14 protein-coding genes are annotated in these 16,221 nt (G+C 39.7%); 11 read left to right on the top strand and 3 right to left on the bottom strand.

Annotated features, from left to right (window positions below; genetic code table 11):
- Positions 1-39 precede the first annotated feature (39 nt).
- Both ACFPQ3_RS02615 and ACFPQ3_RS02620 read right to left on the bottom strand, forming a co-directional pair.
- Positions 40-717, bottom strand: coding sequence for an NAD(P)H-dependent oxidoreductase (locus tag ACFPQ3_RS02615; RefSeq protein WP_156806473.1), 678 nt, complete (start codon positions 715-717; stop codon positions 40-42).
- Between the two features lie 441 nt (positions 718-1,158).
- The gene (locus ACFPQ3_RS02620) at positions 1,159-1,578 is read right to left on the bottom strand and encodes a hypothetical protein (protein ID WP_156806474.1); all 420 of its coding nucleotides are present in this window, start codon (positions 1,576-1,578) and stop codon (positions 1,159-1,161) included.
- A gap of 106 nt (positions 1,579-1,684) precedes the next feature.
- Between ACFPQ3_RS02620 and queG the strand changes: the two genes are divergently transcribed.
- From queG to ftsX, 4 genes are all read left to right on the top strand, one after another.
- Complete coding sequence (queG, locus tag ACFPQ3_RS02625) at positions 1,685-2,806, top strand: tRNA epoxyqueuosine(34) reductase QueG (RefSeq protein ID WP_156806475.1); 1,122 nt, start codon at positions 1,685-1,687, stop codon at positions 2,804-2,806.
- Positions 2,807-2,854: 48 nt separating this feature from the next.
- A protein-coding gene (prfB, locus tag ACFPQ3_RS02630; protein WP_156806476.1) for a peptide chain release factor 2 occupies positions 2,855-3,950 on the top strand; the annotation gives its coding sequence in 2 pieces (ribosomal slippage) (positions 2,855-2,926 and positions 2,928-3,950; 1,095 coding nt in all).
- 122 nt (positions 3,951-4,072) lie between these two features.
- Positions 4,073-4,765 carry a cell division ATP-binding protein FtsE gene (gene ftsE / locus ACFPQ3_RS02635; RefSeq protein WP_156806477.1) on the top strand — a complete coding sequence of 231 codons (693 nt, stop codon included), beginning with the start codon at positions 4,073-4,075 and terminating at the stop codon, positions 4,763-4,765.
- On the top strand, positions 4,758-5,687 hold the full coding sequence (gene ftsX, locus ACFPQ3_RS02640; protein ID WP_156806478.1) for a permease-like cell division protein FtsX: 930 nt from the start codon (positions 4,758-4,760) through the stop codon (positions 5,685-5,687). The genes ftsE and ftsX overlap by 8 nt, the downstream gene beginning before the upstream one ends.
- A 32-nt stretch (positions 5,688-5,719) precedes the next feature.
- Here the strand turns inward: ftsX and ACFPQ3_RS02645 are convergent, their stop codons facing one another.
- Positions 5,720-6,349, bottom strand: a complete 630-nt coding sequence (locus tag ACFPQ3_RS02645) for an MBL fold metallo-hydrolase (protein ID WP_156806479.1) — start codon at positions 6,347-6,349, stop codon at positions 5,720-5,722.
- Between the two features lie 273 nt (positions 6,350-6,622).
- On the opposite strand from ACFPQ3_RS02645, the gene ACFPQ3_RS02650 reads away from it, so the two are divergent.
- The 7 genes from ACFPQ3_RS02650 to ACFPQ3_RS02680 all read left to right on the top strand — a co-directional run bounded on the left by ACFPQ3_RS02650 (position 6,623) and on the right by ACFPQ3_RS02680 (position 16,114).
- Entirely contained in the window at positions 6,623-8,167 is a 1,545-nt protein-coding gene (locus ACFPQ3_RS02650; RefSeq protein ID WP_156806480.1) for a peptide chain release factor 3, read from the top strand.
- 110 nt (positions 8,168-8,277) lie between these two features.
- Positions 8,278-8,595, top strand: coding sequence for a hypothetical protein (locus ACFPQ3_RS02655; RefSeq protein ID WP_156806481.1), 318 nt, complete (start codon positions 8,278-8,280; stop codon positions 8,593-8,595).
- A 126-nt stretch (positions 8,596-8,721) separates the two neighbouring features.
- Positions 8,722-9,102 (top strand): PH domain-containing protein, encoded by a 381-nt coding sequence (locus ACFPQ3_RS02660; RefSeq protein ID WP_156806482.1) that lies wholly within the window; start codon positions 8,722-8,724, stop codon positions 9,100-9,102.
- 152 nt (positions 9,103-9,254) lie between these two features.
- On the top strand, positions 9,255-10,772 hold the full coding sequence (locus ACFPQ3_RS02665; RefSeq protein WP_156806483.1) for a flavocytochrome c: 1,518 nt from the start codon (positions 9,255-9,257) through the stop codon (positions 10,770-10,772).
- Between the two features lie 306 nt (positions 10,773-11,078).
- Positions 11,079-12,584: a flavocytochrome c gene (locus ACFPQ3_RS02670; protein ID WP_156806484.1), complete on the top strand. Its 1,506-nt coding sequence runs from the start codon at positions 11,079-11,081 to the stop codon at positions 12,582-12,584.
- A gap of 296 nt (positions 12,585-12,880) precedes the next feature.
- Positions 12,881-14,497 carry a degradosome RNA helicase CshA gene (gene cshA, locus ACFPQ3_RS02675; protein ID WP_156806485.1) on the top strand — a complete coding sequence of 539 codons (1,617 nt, stop codon included), beginning with the start codon at positions 12,881-12,883 and terminating at the stop codon, positions 14,495-14,497.
- Positions 14,498-14,869: 372 nt separating this feature from the next.
- Entirely contained in the window at positions 14,870-16,114 is a 1,245-nt protein-coding gene (locus ACFPQ3_RS02680; protein WP_156806486.1) for a diaminopimelate decarboxylase, read from the top strand.
- The last annotated feature ends 107 nt before the right edge of the window (positions 16,115-16,221 follow it).

A 16,221-nucleotide genomic window follows, 5' to 3' on the forward strand; every position in this document is an offset into this window, starting at 1 on the left:
TCTATCTTTTTAGAGGTAGAGATGTGATGCTATTTCTTTTTAGTCCACCCAAGTCACGACTTCTTCACGTGATTTGCGGGTACGAGGGTGTTTTGGTTCTTTGAGGCGATAGCCAAAGGACACCATGCTAGCGATGCCTTCTGTTTTGGGATTGATAAGACCGGCGTCTGCTAAAATAGCGTTCACCTTGTCGTAGTCAAAGCCCTCGATAGGGCAAGAGTCTATGCCGAGGCGGATAGCGGTTATCATCATATTGCCCATAGCGATGTAGGTTTGCTTAGCTGTCCAATCCCAAAGGGCACGAGGGTCATCAGCCACCTTCATGTCACGCTCTTGAAAGGCTTGATAGAGTGGCAGACGGCTTTTCACACCTTCTTCGTCAAGACCACGGCGGACGAGGCTTTGGTAAATAGCAGAGCTGTCGTAGCGGGCATTTTTCTCAGCCAAGAGAAAAACGAAGTGACTAGCAGTATCAAGCTGAGGCTGAGCGCCCCAAGCTACCTCTTTAAGCTGTGGTTTAATGCTCTCAAGTTTTCCTGTGCCATTGTTTTCAAAGACTAGGAAACGCCAGCCTTCTAAGCCAACAGAAGATGGGCTGAGCCAAGCTGTATCGAGTATAAGTTCCATATCCTCACGAGCTATTTTTTGGTCATTGTACACACGGATAGCCATGCGGCGGTTGAAATTGTTACGGATGTCGTCATGAATAGAGGTCATAAAGTCTCCTTTTTAATAATAGTAACGCAGGGTAAGGTTATGTTGGTGATGAGTAGTCCTAGAAAACTGAGGCACAGAATCATTGACAAAATGAGCCCATATTGTAAGGATGGTGTGAAAAATCCGATGAAACTTTTGATCAATTGGTATAGTAATAAGTATATAGTAGCCATTTTGAATGATATTCACTGACTTGGTTTGTGTAGTTAATAGTTGCTCACCGTCTGAAATATCTAGAGTAACTTTTTTTATCAGAGAAGATTTGATACGGAGTTGACAGGATGTCTGTGGAAGATTAAGTTTAACTATTTTCTTATTCCTGATTTTAGCAACCCATTCACTATTGATATAGATAGAATACTCTTGGAATTTTCCAAAATGTCCCGTCTGTCGTTCAATCTAAATCATGATAAGTACCTCTTCTAATATCATATCAAAATTTTATGAGTTAGGTCTCTTTTTGATAATTGCAATAGTTGGATGAGTAATATAGATGACGGTTAGGATAAGTATATACAGAATGATTAAGCCTAACATGACGTACTTATACTGTTCTAGTATGGGATTTGAGTATCTGAACAAATTAAGCATTGGTAGGCTCACTATTCCCATATAATAGAGAATACGTAAAAGGTATCCTAACTGATTGACTTTAATGATGAGATGATCACCCTCCATAGCGTCGATATATGCTGCTTTTTGAAAGTCTTTTTTGACCCTAAGCTGACAATGAGACTGAGGTAACTGCATCTCTTGAATCTCATTGTTGACAATGGTTCTGACAAGCCGTGAATTTAAGTAAATTCGATAACTTGTTAGTGTGTCAAGCCAACCAGTTTGTCGTTCTATCTTGATAGTCATAGCATTACCTCCTTTACCTATATTATAACGCTTTCAATGATTTTTGTCATGAGATAGCAATATCCTTGTATTGCCATTATCACAAAGTTTGCGTACAATAAGTATTATGGATATTAAGGCAGAAATTAAGCAGTTAGCTGCTGAGATTGGGATTTCAAAGATTGGGTTTACAACGGCAGATGATTTTTCCTATTTGGAAAAATCGCTGCGCCTCGGTGTCGAAGAAGGACGGACCACAGGTTTTGAACATAAAAATATTGACGAGCGTATTGATCCCAAATTATCCTTAGCAACAGCTAAGACCATTATTTCTATAGCAGTTGCCTATCCCAATAAATTGCCAGTTTATCCACCGAAAACAGCCTACAAACGTGGTAAGATTACCCCAAACTCTTGGGGACTGGACTATCACTATGTGCTACAAGACAAGCTGAAACGTTTGGCAGAAGGCATTGAAAAACTAACCGAAAACTTTGAGTACAAGGGGATGGTGGATACAGGTGCCCTTGTGGATACAGCAGTGGCCAGACGGGCAGGAATCGGCTTTATTGGCAAAAATGGTCTGATCATCTCTAAGGAATACGGCTCTTACATGTATCTGGGAGAGTTGATTACCAATCTTGAGATTGAGCCAGATAGTCCAGTCGATTACGATTGTGGAGACTGTACCCGCTGCTTGGATGCCTGTCCAACCTCTTGCTTGATTGGGGATGGCACCATGAATGCCAGACGGTGTTTGTCTTTTCAGACTCAGGACAAGGGCATGATGGACATGGAGTTTCGTAAGAAAATTAAGACCGTGATTTATGGGTGTGACATCTGTCAGATTTGTTGTCCTTACAATAAAGGGATTGATAACCCTTTAGCCTCTGAGATTGATCCTGAGTTGGCACATCCTGAACTCATTCCATTCCTTGAACTGTCGAATAAATCCTTTAAAGAGAAATTTGGCAGGATTGCGGGTTCTTGGCGGGGAAAAAATATTCTGCAACGCAATGCCATTATCGCGCTAGCCAATGCCCACGATAGAAGTGCTGTGGTCAAGTTATTAGAAATCATCGATAAGAATAATAATCCCATTCATACCGCGACAGCCATCTGGGCTATCGGTGAGATTGTCAAAAAGCCTGATGAGGCAATCCTTGATTTTATGCGCAGCCTTTCTCCGAAAGAGGAAGAGAGCCAGAAAGAATTAGCTTTGGTTTTGGAAAAATGGCAGAGCGCTTAATTTTATGGTAAAATAGATAGGATTGAATAAGAGAAATGGAGAACACCCATGGAAGTGGCTGAAATTCGCCAAAAAATAGTAGAAAACAAAGAGAAGTTGACTAGCTTCAGGAGGTCTCTTTGACCTAGATAGGTTAGAAGAAGAGATTGCCTTACTTGAAAATCGTATGACGGAGCCTGACTTTTGGAATGACAATATTGCGGCTCAAAAGACATCGCAAGAGTTAAACGAGCTTAAAAACACTTATGAGACTTTCCATAATATGGAAGAACTTTCTGATGAGACAGAACTCTATCTTGAAATGTTGGAAGAAGACGAGAGTGTTCATGATGATTTGGTTGAAACCCTTGAAAAGTTAGAAGGTATCATGACCAGCTATGAAATGACCTTACTTTTGTCTGGACCATACGATCATAATAATGCGATTTTGGAAATCCATCCAGGGTCAGGAGGGACAGAAGCTCAGGACTGGGCTGACATGCTTTTGCGCATGTACACCCGTTATGGAAATGCCAAGGGCTTCAAAGTTGAAACACTTGATTATCAAGCGGGAGATGAAGCTGGTATCAAGTCAGTGACCCTTTCATTTGAAGGTCCAAATGCTTATGGTCTCTTGAAATCAGAAATGGGTGTGCACCGTTTGGTACGTATTTCACCATTTGATTCAGCAAAACGTCGCCACACCTCATTCACCTCTGTTGAAGTTATGCCAGAGTTGGACGATACGATTGAAGTTGAAATCCGTGATGATGATATTAAAATGGATACCTTCCGTTCAGGTGGTGCCGGTGGTCAGAACGTCAATAAGGTTTCAACTGGTGTACGTCTGACCCACATTCCGACAGGCATTGTCGTTGCCTCAACAGTTGACCGTACCCAATATGGCAACCGTGATCGTGCCATGAAAATGCTTCAAGCTAAGCTCTACCAAATGGAGCAAGAGAAAAAGGCAGAAGAAGTTAACGCCCTTAAAGGTGATAAACGTGAAATCACTTGGGGAAGTCAGATTCGTTCCTACGTTTTCACCCCATATACCATGGTCAAAGATCACCGAACAGGTTACGAAGTCGCCCAAGTTGATAAGGTTATGGATGGAGATATTGAAGGCTTTATGGATGCCTATCTTAAATGGTTGATTGACTAAGACTTGAGCAAAACGTTAATCCATAAAATCCATTGCTGAGCCATATAATATGGTTATATCATCTTTAAAGAAAATAAAGTCGAAAGGAAAAGAGTTCTTTTAAAACTCTTGAAATAAGCTAAATGCCATTGATTGAATTACGCGATGTTACCAAAAAGTACCATCGTTCAACAACTGCTCTTCGTGAGATTACAGTCAATGTAGACCAAGGAGAGTTTGTCTACATTGTTGGGCCGTCAGGAGCAGGAAAGTCATCTTTTATTAAATTGCTTTATCGTGAAGAAAAAGCGACAAAGGGCACTATTAAAGTGGGAGAATTCGATTTGACGAAACTTCGTCAAAAAGATGTTCCCTTTTTGCGTCGTTCTATAGGTGTTGTTTTCCAAGATTATAAATTACTTCCTCGTAAAACTGTTTTTGAAAATGTTGCTTATGCAATGGAAGTTATTGGAGAAAAACCTCGGAACATTAAAAAACGTGTCCCAGAAGTTCTAGATTTAGTTGGATTGAAACATAAGATGCGTTCTTTCCCTAATCAGTTGTCAGGTGGTGAACAACAACGTGTTGCTATTGCTAGAGCTTTGGTCAACAATCCTAAACTTCTTATTGCTGACGAGCCAACAGGAAACTTGGATCCAGAAAATTCATGGGAGATTATGAATTTGCTTGAACGAATTAACCTGCAAGGAACAACAGTTTTAATGGCGACGCACAATAGTCAGATTGTAAATACCCTTCGCCACCGCGTGATTGCGATTGAAGGTGGACGTGTGGTACGTGACGAAGAGAAGGGAGAGTACGGATACGATGATTAGACGATTTTTCCACTATATGTGGGAGGCATTCAAAAACCTCAAACGTAATGGGCTCATGACCATTGCCTCTGTTTTTTCTGTAACAGTTACGTTAACACTCGTTGGAATTTTTGCAGCAGTGCTGTTAAATACTGAAAAATTAGCACGTGGGATTGAAGAAAATATTCAAATAAATGTTTTTCTTCGCGTTGATACCTATGATCAAGATAAGGAAGTAAAAAACGATGTTGGTCAAATGGTTCCTAATGAGAATTACCAGGTTGTCCAGAAAGCAATTGAAGTGATTCAAGGTGTTGATACGGTAACTTTCTCAAGCAAGGAACAAGAATTAAAGAAACTTCAAGAACGCATGGGCGATGCTTGGAGAATGTTTGATGGGGATGCCAACCCACTTTCTGACGTGTATGTTGTTCAAACAACGTCACCTAAAGAAGTTGCCTCAGTAACTGAAGAAATCAGTAAAATTAAAGGAGTTGACCGTGCTGACTACGGTAAAGCTGATACGGAAAAAATCTTTAAAATGGCATCGTTCATTCGTGTCTGGGGATTTGGAGCAATTTTATTGCTAGCCTTTGTTGCCCTCTTTATGATTTCAAATACTATTCGTATTACCATTATTTCTCGTCGTCATGAGATTCAAATCATGCGACTTGTTGGAGCGAAAAATTCTTATATCCGTGGACCATTTTTCATGGAAGGTGCATGGGTTGGTTTACTGGGGACAATTATTCCAGCTGTTATTCTTTATATTGGATATCAGTATGCTTACAACAGTTTCCAGAAAAATCTCTCAATTGAGCATTTATCAATGTATGATCCTAACCCGTATAGCTACTATGCTATTGGAGCTTTGTTCCTTGTAGGGATTTTAGTTGGATCTATGGGGTCAGTTCTTTCTATTCGCCGTTATCTTAAAGTATAAAGAAAAGCCTTTCAGATTGGAAGGCTTTTTCATTATTGTAAAAAGGGATTAAAGGTCTTTTCGTGACCGATTGTCGTATTAAAACCATGGCCTGGATGGACATCGTACCGACTTGGGAGGGGCAGTAATTGTGTCTTGATACTGTTTATCAAGGTATCAAAGTCACCTGTGGGCAGGTCAGTTCTTCCAATGGTTTCTTTAAAGAGAGCATCTCCTGAAAAAACGAGATTTTCCTCATCAAAGACAAGCGATACACTGCCATGAGAATGCCCGGGTGTTGGTAAGACTCGGAACTTAAATCCTGAAAGGTTATAAGCTCTGCCATTTTCAAAAAGAACATCAGCAGGAGATATGATAACATCTCCCAGATCGGGATGCCTAGCAGAACCATTGAGTGCAGGATTTCCCAACCAATCCGCTTCGAGTGGATGAACATAAACAGGAGGGCGGTTGAACTGCTCCCTTATGGCATCAACACTGATGATATGGTCATAATGCGTATGTGTCAATAGAATAGCAGCAATAGGTTTATTGATTTGGTCAATCTCTTGAAGAAGTCCTTGAGTGTCGCTTCCTGGATCAATGACAAGGAGGGCCTCATCATTTGATACCAAATACGTATTTTCCCCAGCAACAGGGTTTAAGTGCTTTTTAATCTTCATGATTTTAGTTTACGCCAAATGAGAAAGGAAATCAAGTTATAGGCCACAAGGGAGGCATACAGTATCAGCTAATGAGAAGTTTTTGTAACAGAGAAAATTTTCTTTCGGATTGAAATAAGCCCACTTTTCAGCTATAATATTAGAAGTTATTATGTTAATGACGCCTTTTTGTGCGCCTAAAAGAAAGAAAACCAATGTAGAATGTAGAAAAACTATCAGAACAAATAATAGTGTAGCTTTGATATGTCATAATGAAATAGAAGTGAGAGAAAAATGACTTTACAAGACGAAATTAAAAAACGCCGTACCTTTGCCATCATTTCCCACCCAGACGCAGGTAAAACAACCATCACTGAGCAACTGCTCTACTTTGGTGGAGAGATTCGTGAGGCTGGGACGGTTAAAGGAAAGAAAACAGGAAACTTTGCCAAGTCTGACTGGATGGATATTGAGAAACAACGTGGTATCTCGGTAACTTCATCTGTAATGCAGTTTGACTATGCTGGTAAGCGTGTTAATATTTTGGACACACCAGGGCACGAGGACTTCTCAGAAGATACTTACCGTACCTTGATGGCGGTGGATGCGGCTGTCATGGTCGTTGACTCTGCCAAAGGTATCGAGGCACAGACCAAAAAACTCTTTGAGGTTGTGAAACACCGTAACATTCCAGTTTTTACCTTCATTAACAAATTAGACCGTGATGGTCGTGAGCCGCTTGATTTGCTTGAAGAATTGGAAGAAGTGCTTGGCATTGCCAGCTACCCAATGAACTGGCCAATTGGTATGGGAAAATCTTTTGAAGGCCTTTATGATTTGCATAATCAGCGTCTAGAACTCTACAAAGGTGATGAGCGTTTTGCAGACTTGTCAGACGGTGATCAACTCTTTGCGAACAACCCTTTCTATGAGCAAGTGAAAGAAGATATTGAATTGCTCGCTGAAGCTGGAAATGAATTTTCTGAGCAGGCGATTTTAGATGGTGATTTGACACCAGTTTTCTTTGGCTCAGCCCTCACTAACTTTGGGGTACAGACTTTCCTTGATACCTTCTTAGAATTTGCGCCAGAACCTCACGGACATAAGACCACAGAGGGGGAAGTGATTGACCCGCTCAACAAAGACTTCTCAGGCTTTGTCTTCAAAATCCAAGCCAATATGGACCCTCGTCACCGTGACCGTATTGCCTTTGTGCGCGTGGTATCTGGTGAATTTGAGCGTGGTATGGCAGTTAACCTACCTCGTACAGGAAAAGGGGCGAAGCTCTCTAACGTGACCCAGTTCATGGCAGAGTCTCGTGAAAATGTTGAAAATGCTGTCGCTGGAGACATTATTGGTGTCTATGATACAGGAACGTATCAAGTTGGTGATACCTTAACAGTTGGTAAGAATAAATTTGAATTTGAACCCTTACCAACCTTTACTCCAGAGATTTTCATGAAAGTTGCTGCGAAGAACGTCATGAAACAAAAATCTTTCCACAAGGGAATTGAGCAATTGGTGCAAGAAGGAGCTATCCAGCTCTACAAGAACTACCAAACAGGAGAGTACATGCTTGGTGCGGTTGGGCAACTCCAATTTGAAGTCTTCAAACACCGTATGGAAGGTGAGTACAATGCAGAAGTCGTTATGACCCCAATGGGTAAAAAGACCGTGCGTTGGATTAAGCCAGAAGACCTTGATGAGCGCATGAGTTCAAGTCGAAATATCTTGGCTAAAGATCGCTTTGACCAACCTGTCTTCCTCTTTGAAAATGACTTTGCCCTTCGTTGGTTTGCGGACAAGTACCCAGATGTAGAATTAGAAGAGAAGATGTAATGATGTAAAAAGCTGACGCAAGTTAGCTTTTTTCTTAGCTAAAAAATGTAATCGTTTGCATTTTTTTTCCGAATATGCTATACTTGAGGCAAAAGTTGAGGAGGTATTATATGTTTCCTATTTCTGAACCAATATCAAATCATTTCTTGTTGTCGCTGATTCCCCTAGTGCCAGGACTACTAGCCCTACGCTACCTTCCTTGGAACAGGATTTCAGATGTGACGATCACGATGAACAATAACGCATTAACACTAAAGAGAGAGAATTTAGTAACGAGTGCTAAAATGATTTTAGCCATTTTTACTGTAGTGATAAGTTTTTCCCTATTTTCTCTAGGTCTTAGCCAAGGTCAGGGGTGGCTACGCTTTGTGTATTTAGGTTTAGCTCTATTAAGTGTAGTTTTTCATTTAAAAAAGGCCGTTGACTAATTTAGTACTTGTGATTTCAAAAGTATCTGATCATTTGAGAGGGTACTTTTATTATTTTAGTTAAAATGTGGTACAATATAGAAAACACTTTAAAATATGCAAGTTAGAAGGGAAGAGTACTTTAAAATGGGAATTTTTTCTGGAATGATTGGCAATGCTTCACAAAAAGATAACGATAAGGTTGAACGACAGCTGGAGGATATTTTGATTCCTGGTGAACAGGTCACTTTGGCTTACTCCTTGGTCCGAGACTTGATTGTTTTTACTGAGAAACGCTTGATTTTGGTAGACAAGCAGGGCGTGACAGGGAAGAAAACGTCTTATAAGTCTATTCCCTACCGTTCGATTTCACGTTTTACGGTTGAAACATCAGGGCATTTTGATTTAGATGCGGAGCTAAAAATTTGGATTTCATCCGCTGTTGAACCAGCAGAAATCTTACAATTTAAGAGCGACCGTAATGTTGTGGAAATTCAACAAGCCTTAGCAGAAGCTGTACTGAGATAACTAAAATCTATGATTAGAGCAACTCTAATGTTGTTCTTTTTTTGTTTTTTTAGAAAAGTTTGTGAAAAATGTCTAAAATAATCTTGTTAAAAGTTGTGAAAAATTATACAATGTAAGTGTATTCATCTATAAAAATAAGAAAGGAAATTTAGATGAAAAAGAAATATTGGTTAGGCTTTGTCATGAGCCTGTTAGCTGCCTTGTTTTTAGTAGCTTGTGGAGGTAAGTCTGAAAAGGCTGCTGAGACAACAACAGAAGCTAAAAAAGAAGAAGTGGTTTCAGGTGCATCTGCTAAAGAATACACTAATCCTAAAGAATTAAAAGACAGCTATGATGTTGTGGTTATCGGTTCAGGTGGTGCTGGAATGTCTGCGGCCATCGCTGCCAAACAAGGTGGCGCAAGCGTTGCTATTTTTGAAAAAATGCCTGTTATCGGGGGAAATACCTCTAAATCTTCTGGAGGAATGAACGCTTCTGAAACCAAGTTCCAAAAAGAACAAAATATCGATGATACAAATGATCTTTTTTATGAAGAAAGTTTGAAAGGTGGTAAAGGTACCAACGATCCAGAATTGCTTCGTTACATGGTTGATAACTCAGCAGAAGCTATTGACTGGTTGGATAGCATTGGTATTACACTTAGCGATATCAGTTTCTCAGGAGGTTTCTCAAAAGCACGTATTCACCGTCCAGCAGATGGATCAGCAGTAGGTGGCTACCTTGTTAATGGTCTTTACAATAACTTGGTGGAAAATAAGATTCCAATCTTTGTAAATGCAGATGTTACAGAAATCATTGAAAAAGATGGTGTTGCGGCAGGTATCAAGGTCACTGTTGAAGGTAAAGGCAAAACAATCTCAGCTAAAGCAGTTGTAGACGCCGCTGGTGGTTTTGGTGCTAACATGGATATGATTACAGAATTGAAGTCTGAATTGAAAGGCTATGTGACAACTAACCACGAAGGAGCAACTGGTGATGGTATTGAACTTGCTAAAAAATTGGGTGCAGCAACTGTTCAATTAGAGCAAATTCAAATTCACCCAACCGTTTACCAAGAAGAAGGAAAAGAACCATTCCTCGTTTCTGAGGCTATTCGTGGTGAAGGTGCTATTCTTGTCAACGCTCAAGGAAAACGTTTCTACACTGAAATGGAAACACGTGATAACGTTTCTGCTGCAATCAACAAACTTCCAGAACAATATGCTTATGTTGTCTTTGACCAAGGACTTCGTGAACATTCAAAATCAATTGACACTTACGAAGAAAAAGGTATGACTGTCAAAGCTGAAACTGTTGAAGAATTAGCTAAAGCTATCGATGTTGATGCCGCTAACTTGAAAACAACAGTTGAAAACTGGAACAAATACGTTGCAGACAAAAACGACCCAGAATTTGGTCGTAAAACAGGTATGGACCGTGATATGTCTAAAGCGCCATACTATGCAATCAAAGTCTCACCAGGTATTCACCACACCATGGGTGGTTTGAAAATCAATACAAACACAGAAGTATTGAAAGAAGATGGCTCAGCTATTCCAGGCCTATATGCTGCTGGTGAAGTTACAGGAGGTGTTCACGGTAACAACCGTATGGGTGGTAATGCCGTAGCAGATATCGTTATCTTTGGTCGCCAAGCAGGTACAAAAGCAGCAGAATTTGCTAAAAAATAATAATGTCTTCTCTTGACGAGATATCATTATAAATTCTATTTAAATAAAGCCCTTGCTAGTTCCTAGCGAGGGTTTTACGATAGCCAAATAGAACGAAATTTTAGCTATGAAATCTTATTTTCCACTACAAAAGTTTATCTAAATATTATGATATTCGCCCTTGCTAATAAGATAGTGAGGGGCACTTGATAGACTAGTTTGAGATAAATGTGAAAAAAAGAACAAAAGGGGTTTCATAGAATTTGATTTTGGGTTATAATGGTATTGTAAGTTTCATCACAAAGTTTTGAAAGGAGTCTATATTTGATGAAAAAGAAACTTGTTTTAGGCTTTTTCCTAAGTCTATTTGCGATGGTTTTAGTTGCTTGTGGCGGATCAAAAGCTGCTAAAGAAACAGAAACAACAACTGAAGCTAAAAAAGAAGAAGTCGTTTCTGGTGCTTCAGAAAAATCTTATACAGATCCAAAAGAATTGAAAGATAGCTACGATGTCGTTGTTATTGGTTCAGGTGGTGCTGGTATGGCGGCAGCAATTTCAGCTAAGGATGCTGGAGCTAACGTAGCAATTTTTGAAAAAATGCCTGTTATTGGAGGAAATACGTCCAAATCATCTGCTGGTATGAACGCTTCTGAAACAAAATTCCAAAAGGCACAAGGTATTGAAGATAAAAATGATTTGTTCTATGAAGAGAGCCTTAAAGGTGGTAAAGGAACAAACGATACGGAATTACTTCGTTACTTTGTTGATAATTCTGCGTCAGCTATTGATTGGCTTGATGGTATGGGAATCACACTTGATAATATCACAACAACTGGTGGTATGAGCGTTACACGTACACACCGTCCAACAGACGGATCTGCAGTAGGTCAATACCTTGTGGATGGCCTTTATGCTAACGTTACGGAGCGTAAAATCCCTACATTTGTTAATGCTGATGTAACTGAATTAACTGATAAAGACGGTGCAGTAACTGGCGTTAAAGTTAAAGTTGCTGGTAAAGAAAAAACAGTTACAGCCAAGTCTGTAGTCCTTGCAACAGGTGGTTTTGGTGCCAATATGGACATGGTCACAAAATTCAAACCAGAATTGAAAGGTTACGTTTCAACAAACCAAGAAGGTTCAACAGGTGATGGTATTGCGCTTGCAGAATCTGAAGGTGCAGCAACTGTTGATTTGGATCAAATTCAAATTCACCCATCAGTAGAACAAAAAACAGCATATCTTATCACTGAAGCTGTTCGTGGTGAAGGTGCTATTCTTATAAACTCAAAAGGTGAGCGCTTTGTTAATGAATTAGAAACACGTGATAATGTTTCTGCAGCGATTAATGGACTCGATCCTAATTATGCTTATGTTATCTTTGATAATGCCCTTCGTGGACGTGTAAAAGCGATTAACCAATATGTTGAAAAAGGTCTTGTTGTGGAAGCAAAAACAATCGAAGATTTAGCGAAAGCTATTGACATTGATGGTGCGACACTTAAAACAACACTTGACACATGGAATAAAGCCGTAGCTGATAAATCAGATGCAGCCTTTGGTCGTACAACAGGTATGGACAATGCTCTTTCTGAAGCACCATACTATGCGATTAAAGTGTCACCAGGTATTCACCACACAATGGGTGGTTTGAAAATTAACACTAACACTGAAGTGTTAAATAAAGAAGGAAAAGCTATTCCAGGTCTCTATGCCGCTGGTGAAGTAACAGGTGGTATTCACGGACAAAACCGTATCGGTGGTAATGCCGTGGCCGATATTATCATCTTTGGTCGCCAAGCAGGTAATCAATCTGCAGCACATGCTAAATAGTTTACAAGAAGAGCTAGAAAGTCAATTTTTAGCTCTTTTTAAATTGTAGAAAAAAGGGGGAAACAGAGAAACTTACCATTTGAATACGTTATATTAAGCAAAAGAAATTCCTATTAGCCATTATTTTTTGTGTGAAAACGTGTTTATGAAAAAAATACGGCACTTTCCTATCATTTTAGAAGTGATTGTGTTACACTAGATAAGTTGTTAATCAAGACGACAAACCGTGCAGAGTAGGTCTGCACAAAATAAGTTATATAAGACGGCTTCGCACCGTTTTTAGAAAAGAGAAACAATTGAAATTTACTGAATTAAACTTATCCGCTGATATTCAATCAGCTGTTGTTACTGCTGGTTTTGAGACACCATCTCCAATTCAAGAGTTGACTATTCCACTCGCTCTTGAAGGGAAAGATGTTATTGGTCAAGCCCAAACGGGGACTGGAAAAACAGCTGCTTTTGGTTTACCAACCTTAAATAAAATTCGGACAGCAGAAAATACCATTCAAGCACTTGTCATTGCTCCGACACGTGAGTTGGCTGTTCAATCTCAAGAAGAACTCTTTCGTTTTGGTCGTGATAAAGGCGTAAAAGTACGTTCCGTTTATGGTGGTTCGAGTATTGAGAAACAGATTAAAGCTCTCAAATCAGGTGCCCATATCGTTGTCGGAACACCCGGACGTTTGCTTGACTTGATTAAACGCAAAGCCTTGAAATTACAAGATGTGGAGACCTTGATTCTTGATGAGGCTGATGAAATGCTTAACATGGGCTTCTTGGAAGATATTGAAGCGATTATTAACCGTGTTCCAGAAGAACGTCAAACCTTGCTATTTTCAGCAACTATGCCTGAACCAATCAAACAAATTGGGATTAAGTTCATGAAAAATCCTGAACACGTTAAAATCAAGGCAAAAGAATTGACCAATGTTAATGTAGATCAGTATTATGTTCGCGTCAAAGAACAAGAAAAATTTGATACCATGACACGTCTGATGGATGTTGATCAGCCTGAACTATCAATTGTCTTTGGTCGTACCAAGCGACGTGTGGATGAGTTGACACGTGGTCTTAAAATTCGTGGATTCCGTGCAGAAGGTATTCACGGTGATCTAGATCAAAACAAACGCCTTCGTGTTATCCGTGACTTTAAAAATGATCAGATTGATATCTTAGTAGCAACTGATGTAGCAGCGCGTGGCTTGGATATTTCAGGTGTTACACATGTCTATAACTACGATATCCCACAAGATCCAGAGAGCTATGTTCACCGTATCGGACGTACAGGCCGTGCTGGGAAATCTGGTCAATCAATTACTTTTGTCTCACCAAATGAGATGGGGTACTTGGCTATCATTGAAAACTTGACGAAAAAGCGCATGACTGGTTTAAAACCAGCAACCTCTGAAGAAGCTTTCCAAGCTAAGAAAAAAGTAGCACTTAAGAAAATTGAACGTGATTTTGCAGATGAGAGCCTTCGTCAAAACTTCGATAAGTTCAAAGCTGATGCTGTCAAATTAGCTCAAGAATTTACACCTGAAGAACTTGCCCTTTACATTTTTAGCTTAACAGTTCAAGATCCAGATTCTCTCCCAGAAGTTGAAATTGCTCGTGAAAAACCATTACCATTCAAATATGTTGGTGGTGGTCATGGCAATAAAAATTCTGGTAAAAATGGTCGTGGGAATCGTGATCGTAATCGTAATGGCCGTGATAATGACCGTCGTGGAGGACGTGATCGTCGTCGAGATGATCGAGAGGACTACCGCGGAGGCAAACGTCGTGATACCCATGATGGTAATGGACGCAGTGACTTTAAACGTAAAACCCGTCGTGGTAGTGACTTTAAAAACGCTGACAAATTAAACAATTCAGGGTCAGGATTCACCATTCGTCATAAAGGTGAGAAGTAATAGTGTTCAAATAAATCTAAACACTCTGTTTTTCAGGGTGTTTATCATTTTTAGTCTATTTTACTCATTTTAAACATGACTATTTTATGCTCATTTAAAATCAAAATCTGATAACTTGTATTCACAAATTTTGGACAGTTTATGTAGTAGGGGGGCTCCAAAGGTTTGGGAGACATTTAGAAATGTGAAATAAAGCTGACGAGGTCAGCAACAAAGCCTCCTTCAAATAGTTTGACTGATAAGAATACCATCATGGTGAAAGAAATATCTTCTCCTCACTGTGTATGTTGTGTTTGAATAGATATAATACTAGTCATAAATAAATTTTCATGTTAAAATAGTCATAATATTTTGAAAATTAGAGGATAAAGCATGAAGGTACCTTTTATTTCTGCTAGTGAATTAGAAACTATTACAGCACAATTTCCAACTCCTTTCCATTTATATGATGAAAAAGGAATTCGTGAAAAAGCACGTGCTTTAAACAAAGCCTTTGCCTGGAATAAGGGATTTAAAGAATATTTTGCAGTTAAGGCGACCCCAACCCCTGCGATTTTAAAGATTTTGCAAGAGGAAAATTGTGGTGTTGACTGCGCAACTGAAGTCGAGTTACTAATGAGCCGGAAACTTGGTTTTACGGACATTATGTTCTCCTCTAACAATACTCCTGCGCGTGAATATGCCTATGCTCGAGAAATTGGGGCTACCATTAATCTAGATGCCTATGAGATGATTGCGTTTCTGAAAGAAACAGCAGGACTACCAGAGACTGTGTCGCTTCGCTATAATCCAGGTGGCGTTTTTGCTCTGGGAACAGAGATTATGGATAATCCTGAAGAATCAAAATTTGGGATGACCCATGACCAGTTGATTCAGGGCTTCAAAGATTTGGAAGCTTATGGTGTTAAGGAGTTTGGTATTCATTCCTTCTTGGCTTCAAATACGGTTACAAATGATTACTATCCTGAATTGGCGCGTCAGCTTTTTACCCTTGCTGTTGAAATCAAGGAAAAAACAGGTGTAGAACTTAGTTTTATAAACCTATCTGGCGGTATTGGTGTCAACTATCGTCCCGAGGAGGTGGCGAATGATATTGCCATTATCGGTAAAGGTGTGCACGAGGTTTTTGATGAAGTGTTAATCCCAGCTGGTCTTGGTCATATTAAGATTTTCACAGAGCTTGGTCGTTTTATGCTAGCTCCTCACGGCCTTTTAGTGACAAAGGTTCTCCACCGCAAGAAAACCTATCGGGATTATGTTGGCGTTGACGCATCAGCTGTAAATTTGTTGCGTCCAGCAATGTATGGGTCTTACCATCACATTACCAATATGACAAATCCTAATGGAAAAATAGAAGTTGTCGATGTGGTAGGCTCTCTTTGTGAAAATAATGATAAGTTTGCGAAACAACGTGGATTACCAGAGGCTCGTGTAGGAGATACCTTAGTCATTCATGATACAGGAGCCCACGGCTTTTCAATGGGGTATCAGTATAATGCTAGATTACGTTCGGCAGAAATTCTCTATCAGGAAAATGGGACTGCCAGATTAATCCGACGTGCTGAGAGACCCGATGATTATTTTGCAACTTTATATGGGTTTGATTTTGAAAAATAATATGGAAACCGCGTGCTAACGTGGTTTTTACACGTGTAAGATTAGTTATACCTACTCTAACATAGAAAGGATTTTCAGCTTTTGGAAAAGCTGAAGCAGAGACTAGT

The organism is Streptococcus caledonicus (assembly GCF_042656225.1).
Lineage (GTDB): Bacteria > Bacillota > Bacilli > Lactobacillales > Streptococcaceae > Streptococcus > Streptococcus caledonicus.

What these genes read in the sequence shown, in the direction of transcription:
- ACFPQ3_RS02615 (WP_156806473.1), bottom strand. Translation starts at nt 717, where the DNA reads ATGACCTCTATTCATGACGACATCCGTAACAATTTCAACCGCCGCATG.
- ACFPQ3_RS02620 (WP_156806474.1), bottom strand. Translation starts at nt 1,578, where the DNA reads ATGACTATCAAGATAGAACGACAAACTGGTTGGCTTGACACACTAACA.
- queG (WP_156806475.1), top strand. Translation starts at nt 1,685, where the DNA reads ATGGATATTAAGGCAGAAATTAAGCAGTTAGCTGCTGAGATTGGGATT.
- ftsE (WP_156806477.1), top strand. Translation starts at nt 4,073, where the DNA reads ATGCCATTGATTGAATTACGCGATGTTACCAAAAAGTACCATCGTTCA.
- ftsX (WP_156806478.1), top strand. Translation starts at nt 4,758, where the DNA reads ATGATTAGACGATTTTTCCACTATATGTGGGAGGCATTCAAAAACCTC.
- ACFPQ3_RS02645 (WP_156806479.1), bottom strand. Translation starts at nt 6,349, where the DNA reads ATGAAGATTAAAAAGCACTTAAACCCTGTTGCTGGGGAAAATACGTAT.
- ACFPQ3_RS02650 (WP_156806480.1), top strand. Translation starts at nt 6,623, where the DNA reads ATGACTTTACAAGACGAAATTAAAAAACGCCGTACCTTTGCCATCATT.
- ACFPQ3_RS02655 (WP_156806481.1), top strand. Translation starts at nt 8,278, where the DNA reads ATGTTTCCTATTTCTGAACCAATATCAAATCATTTCTTGTTGTCGCTG.
- ACFPQ3_RS02660 (WP_156806482.1), top strand. Translation starts at nt 8,722, where the DNA reads ATGGGAATTTTTTCTGGAATGATTGGCAATGCTTCACAAAAAGATAAC.
- ACFPQ3_RS02665 (WP_156806483.1), top strand. Translation starts at nt 9,255, where the DNA reads ATGAAAAAGAAATATTGGTTAGGCTTTGTCATGAGCCTGTTAGCTGCC.
- ACFPQ3_RS02670 (WP_156806484.1), top strand. Translation starts at nt 11,079, where the DNA reads ATGAAAAAGAAACTTGTTTTAGGCTTTTTCCTAAGTCTATTTGCGATG.
- ACFPQ3_RS02680 (WP_156806486.1), top strand. Translation starts at nt 14,870, where the DNA reads ATGAAGGTACCTTTTATTTCTGCTAGTGAATTAGAAACTATTACAGCA.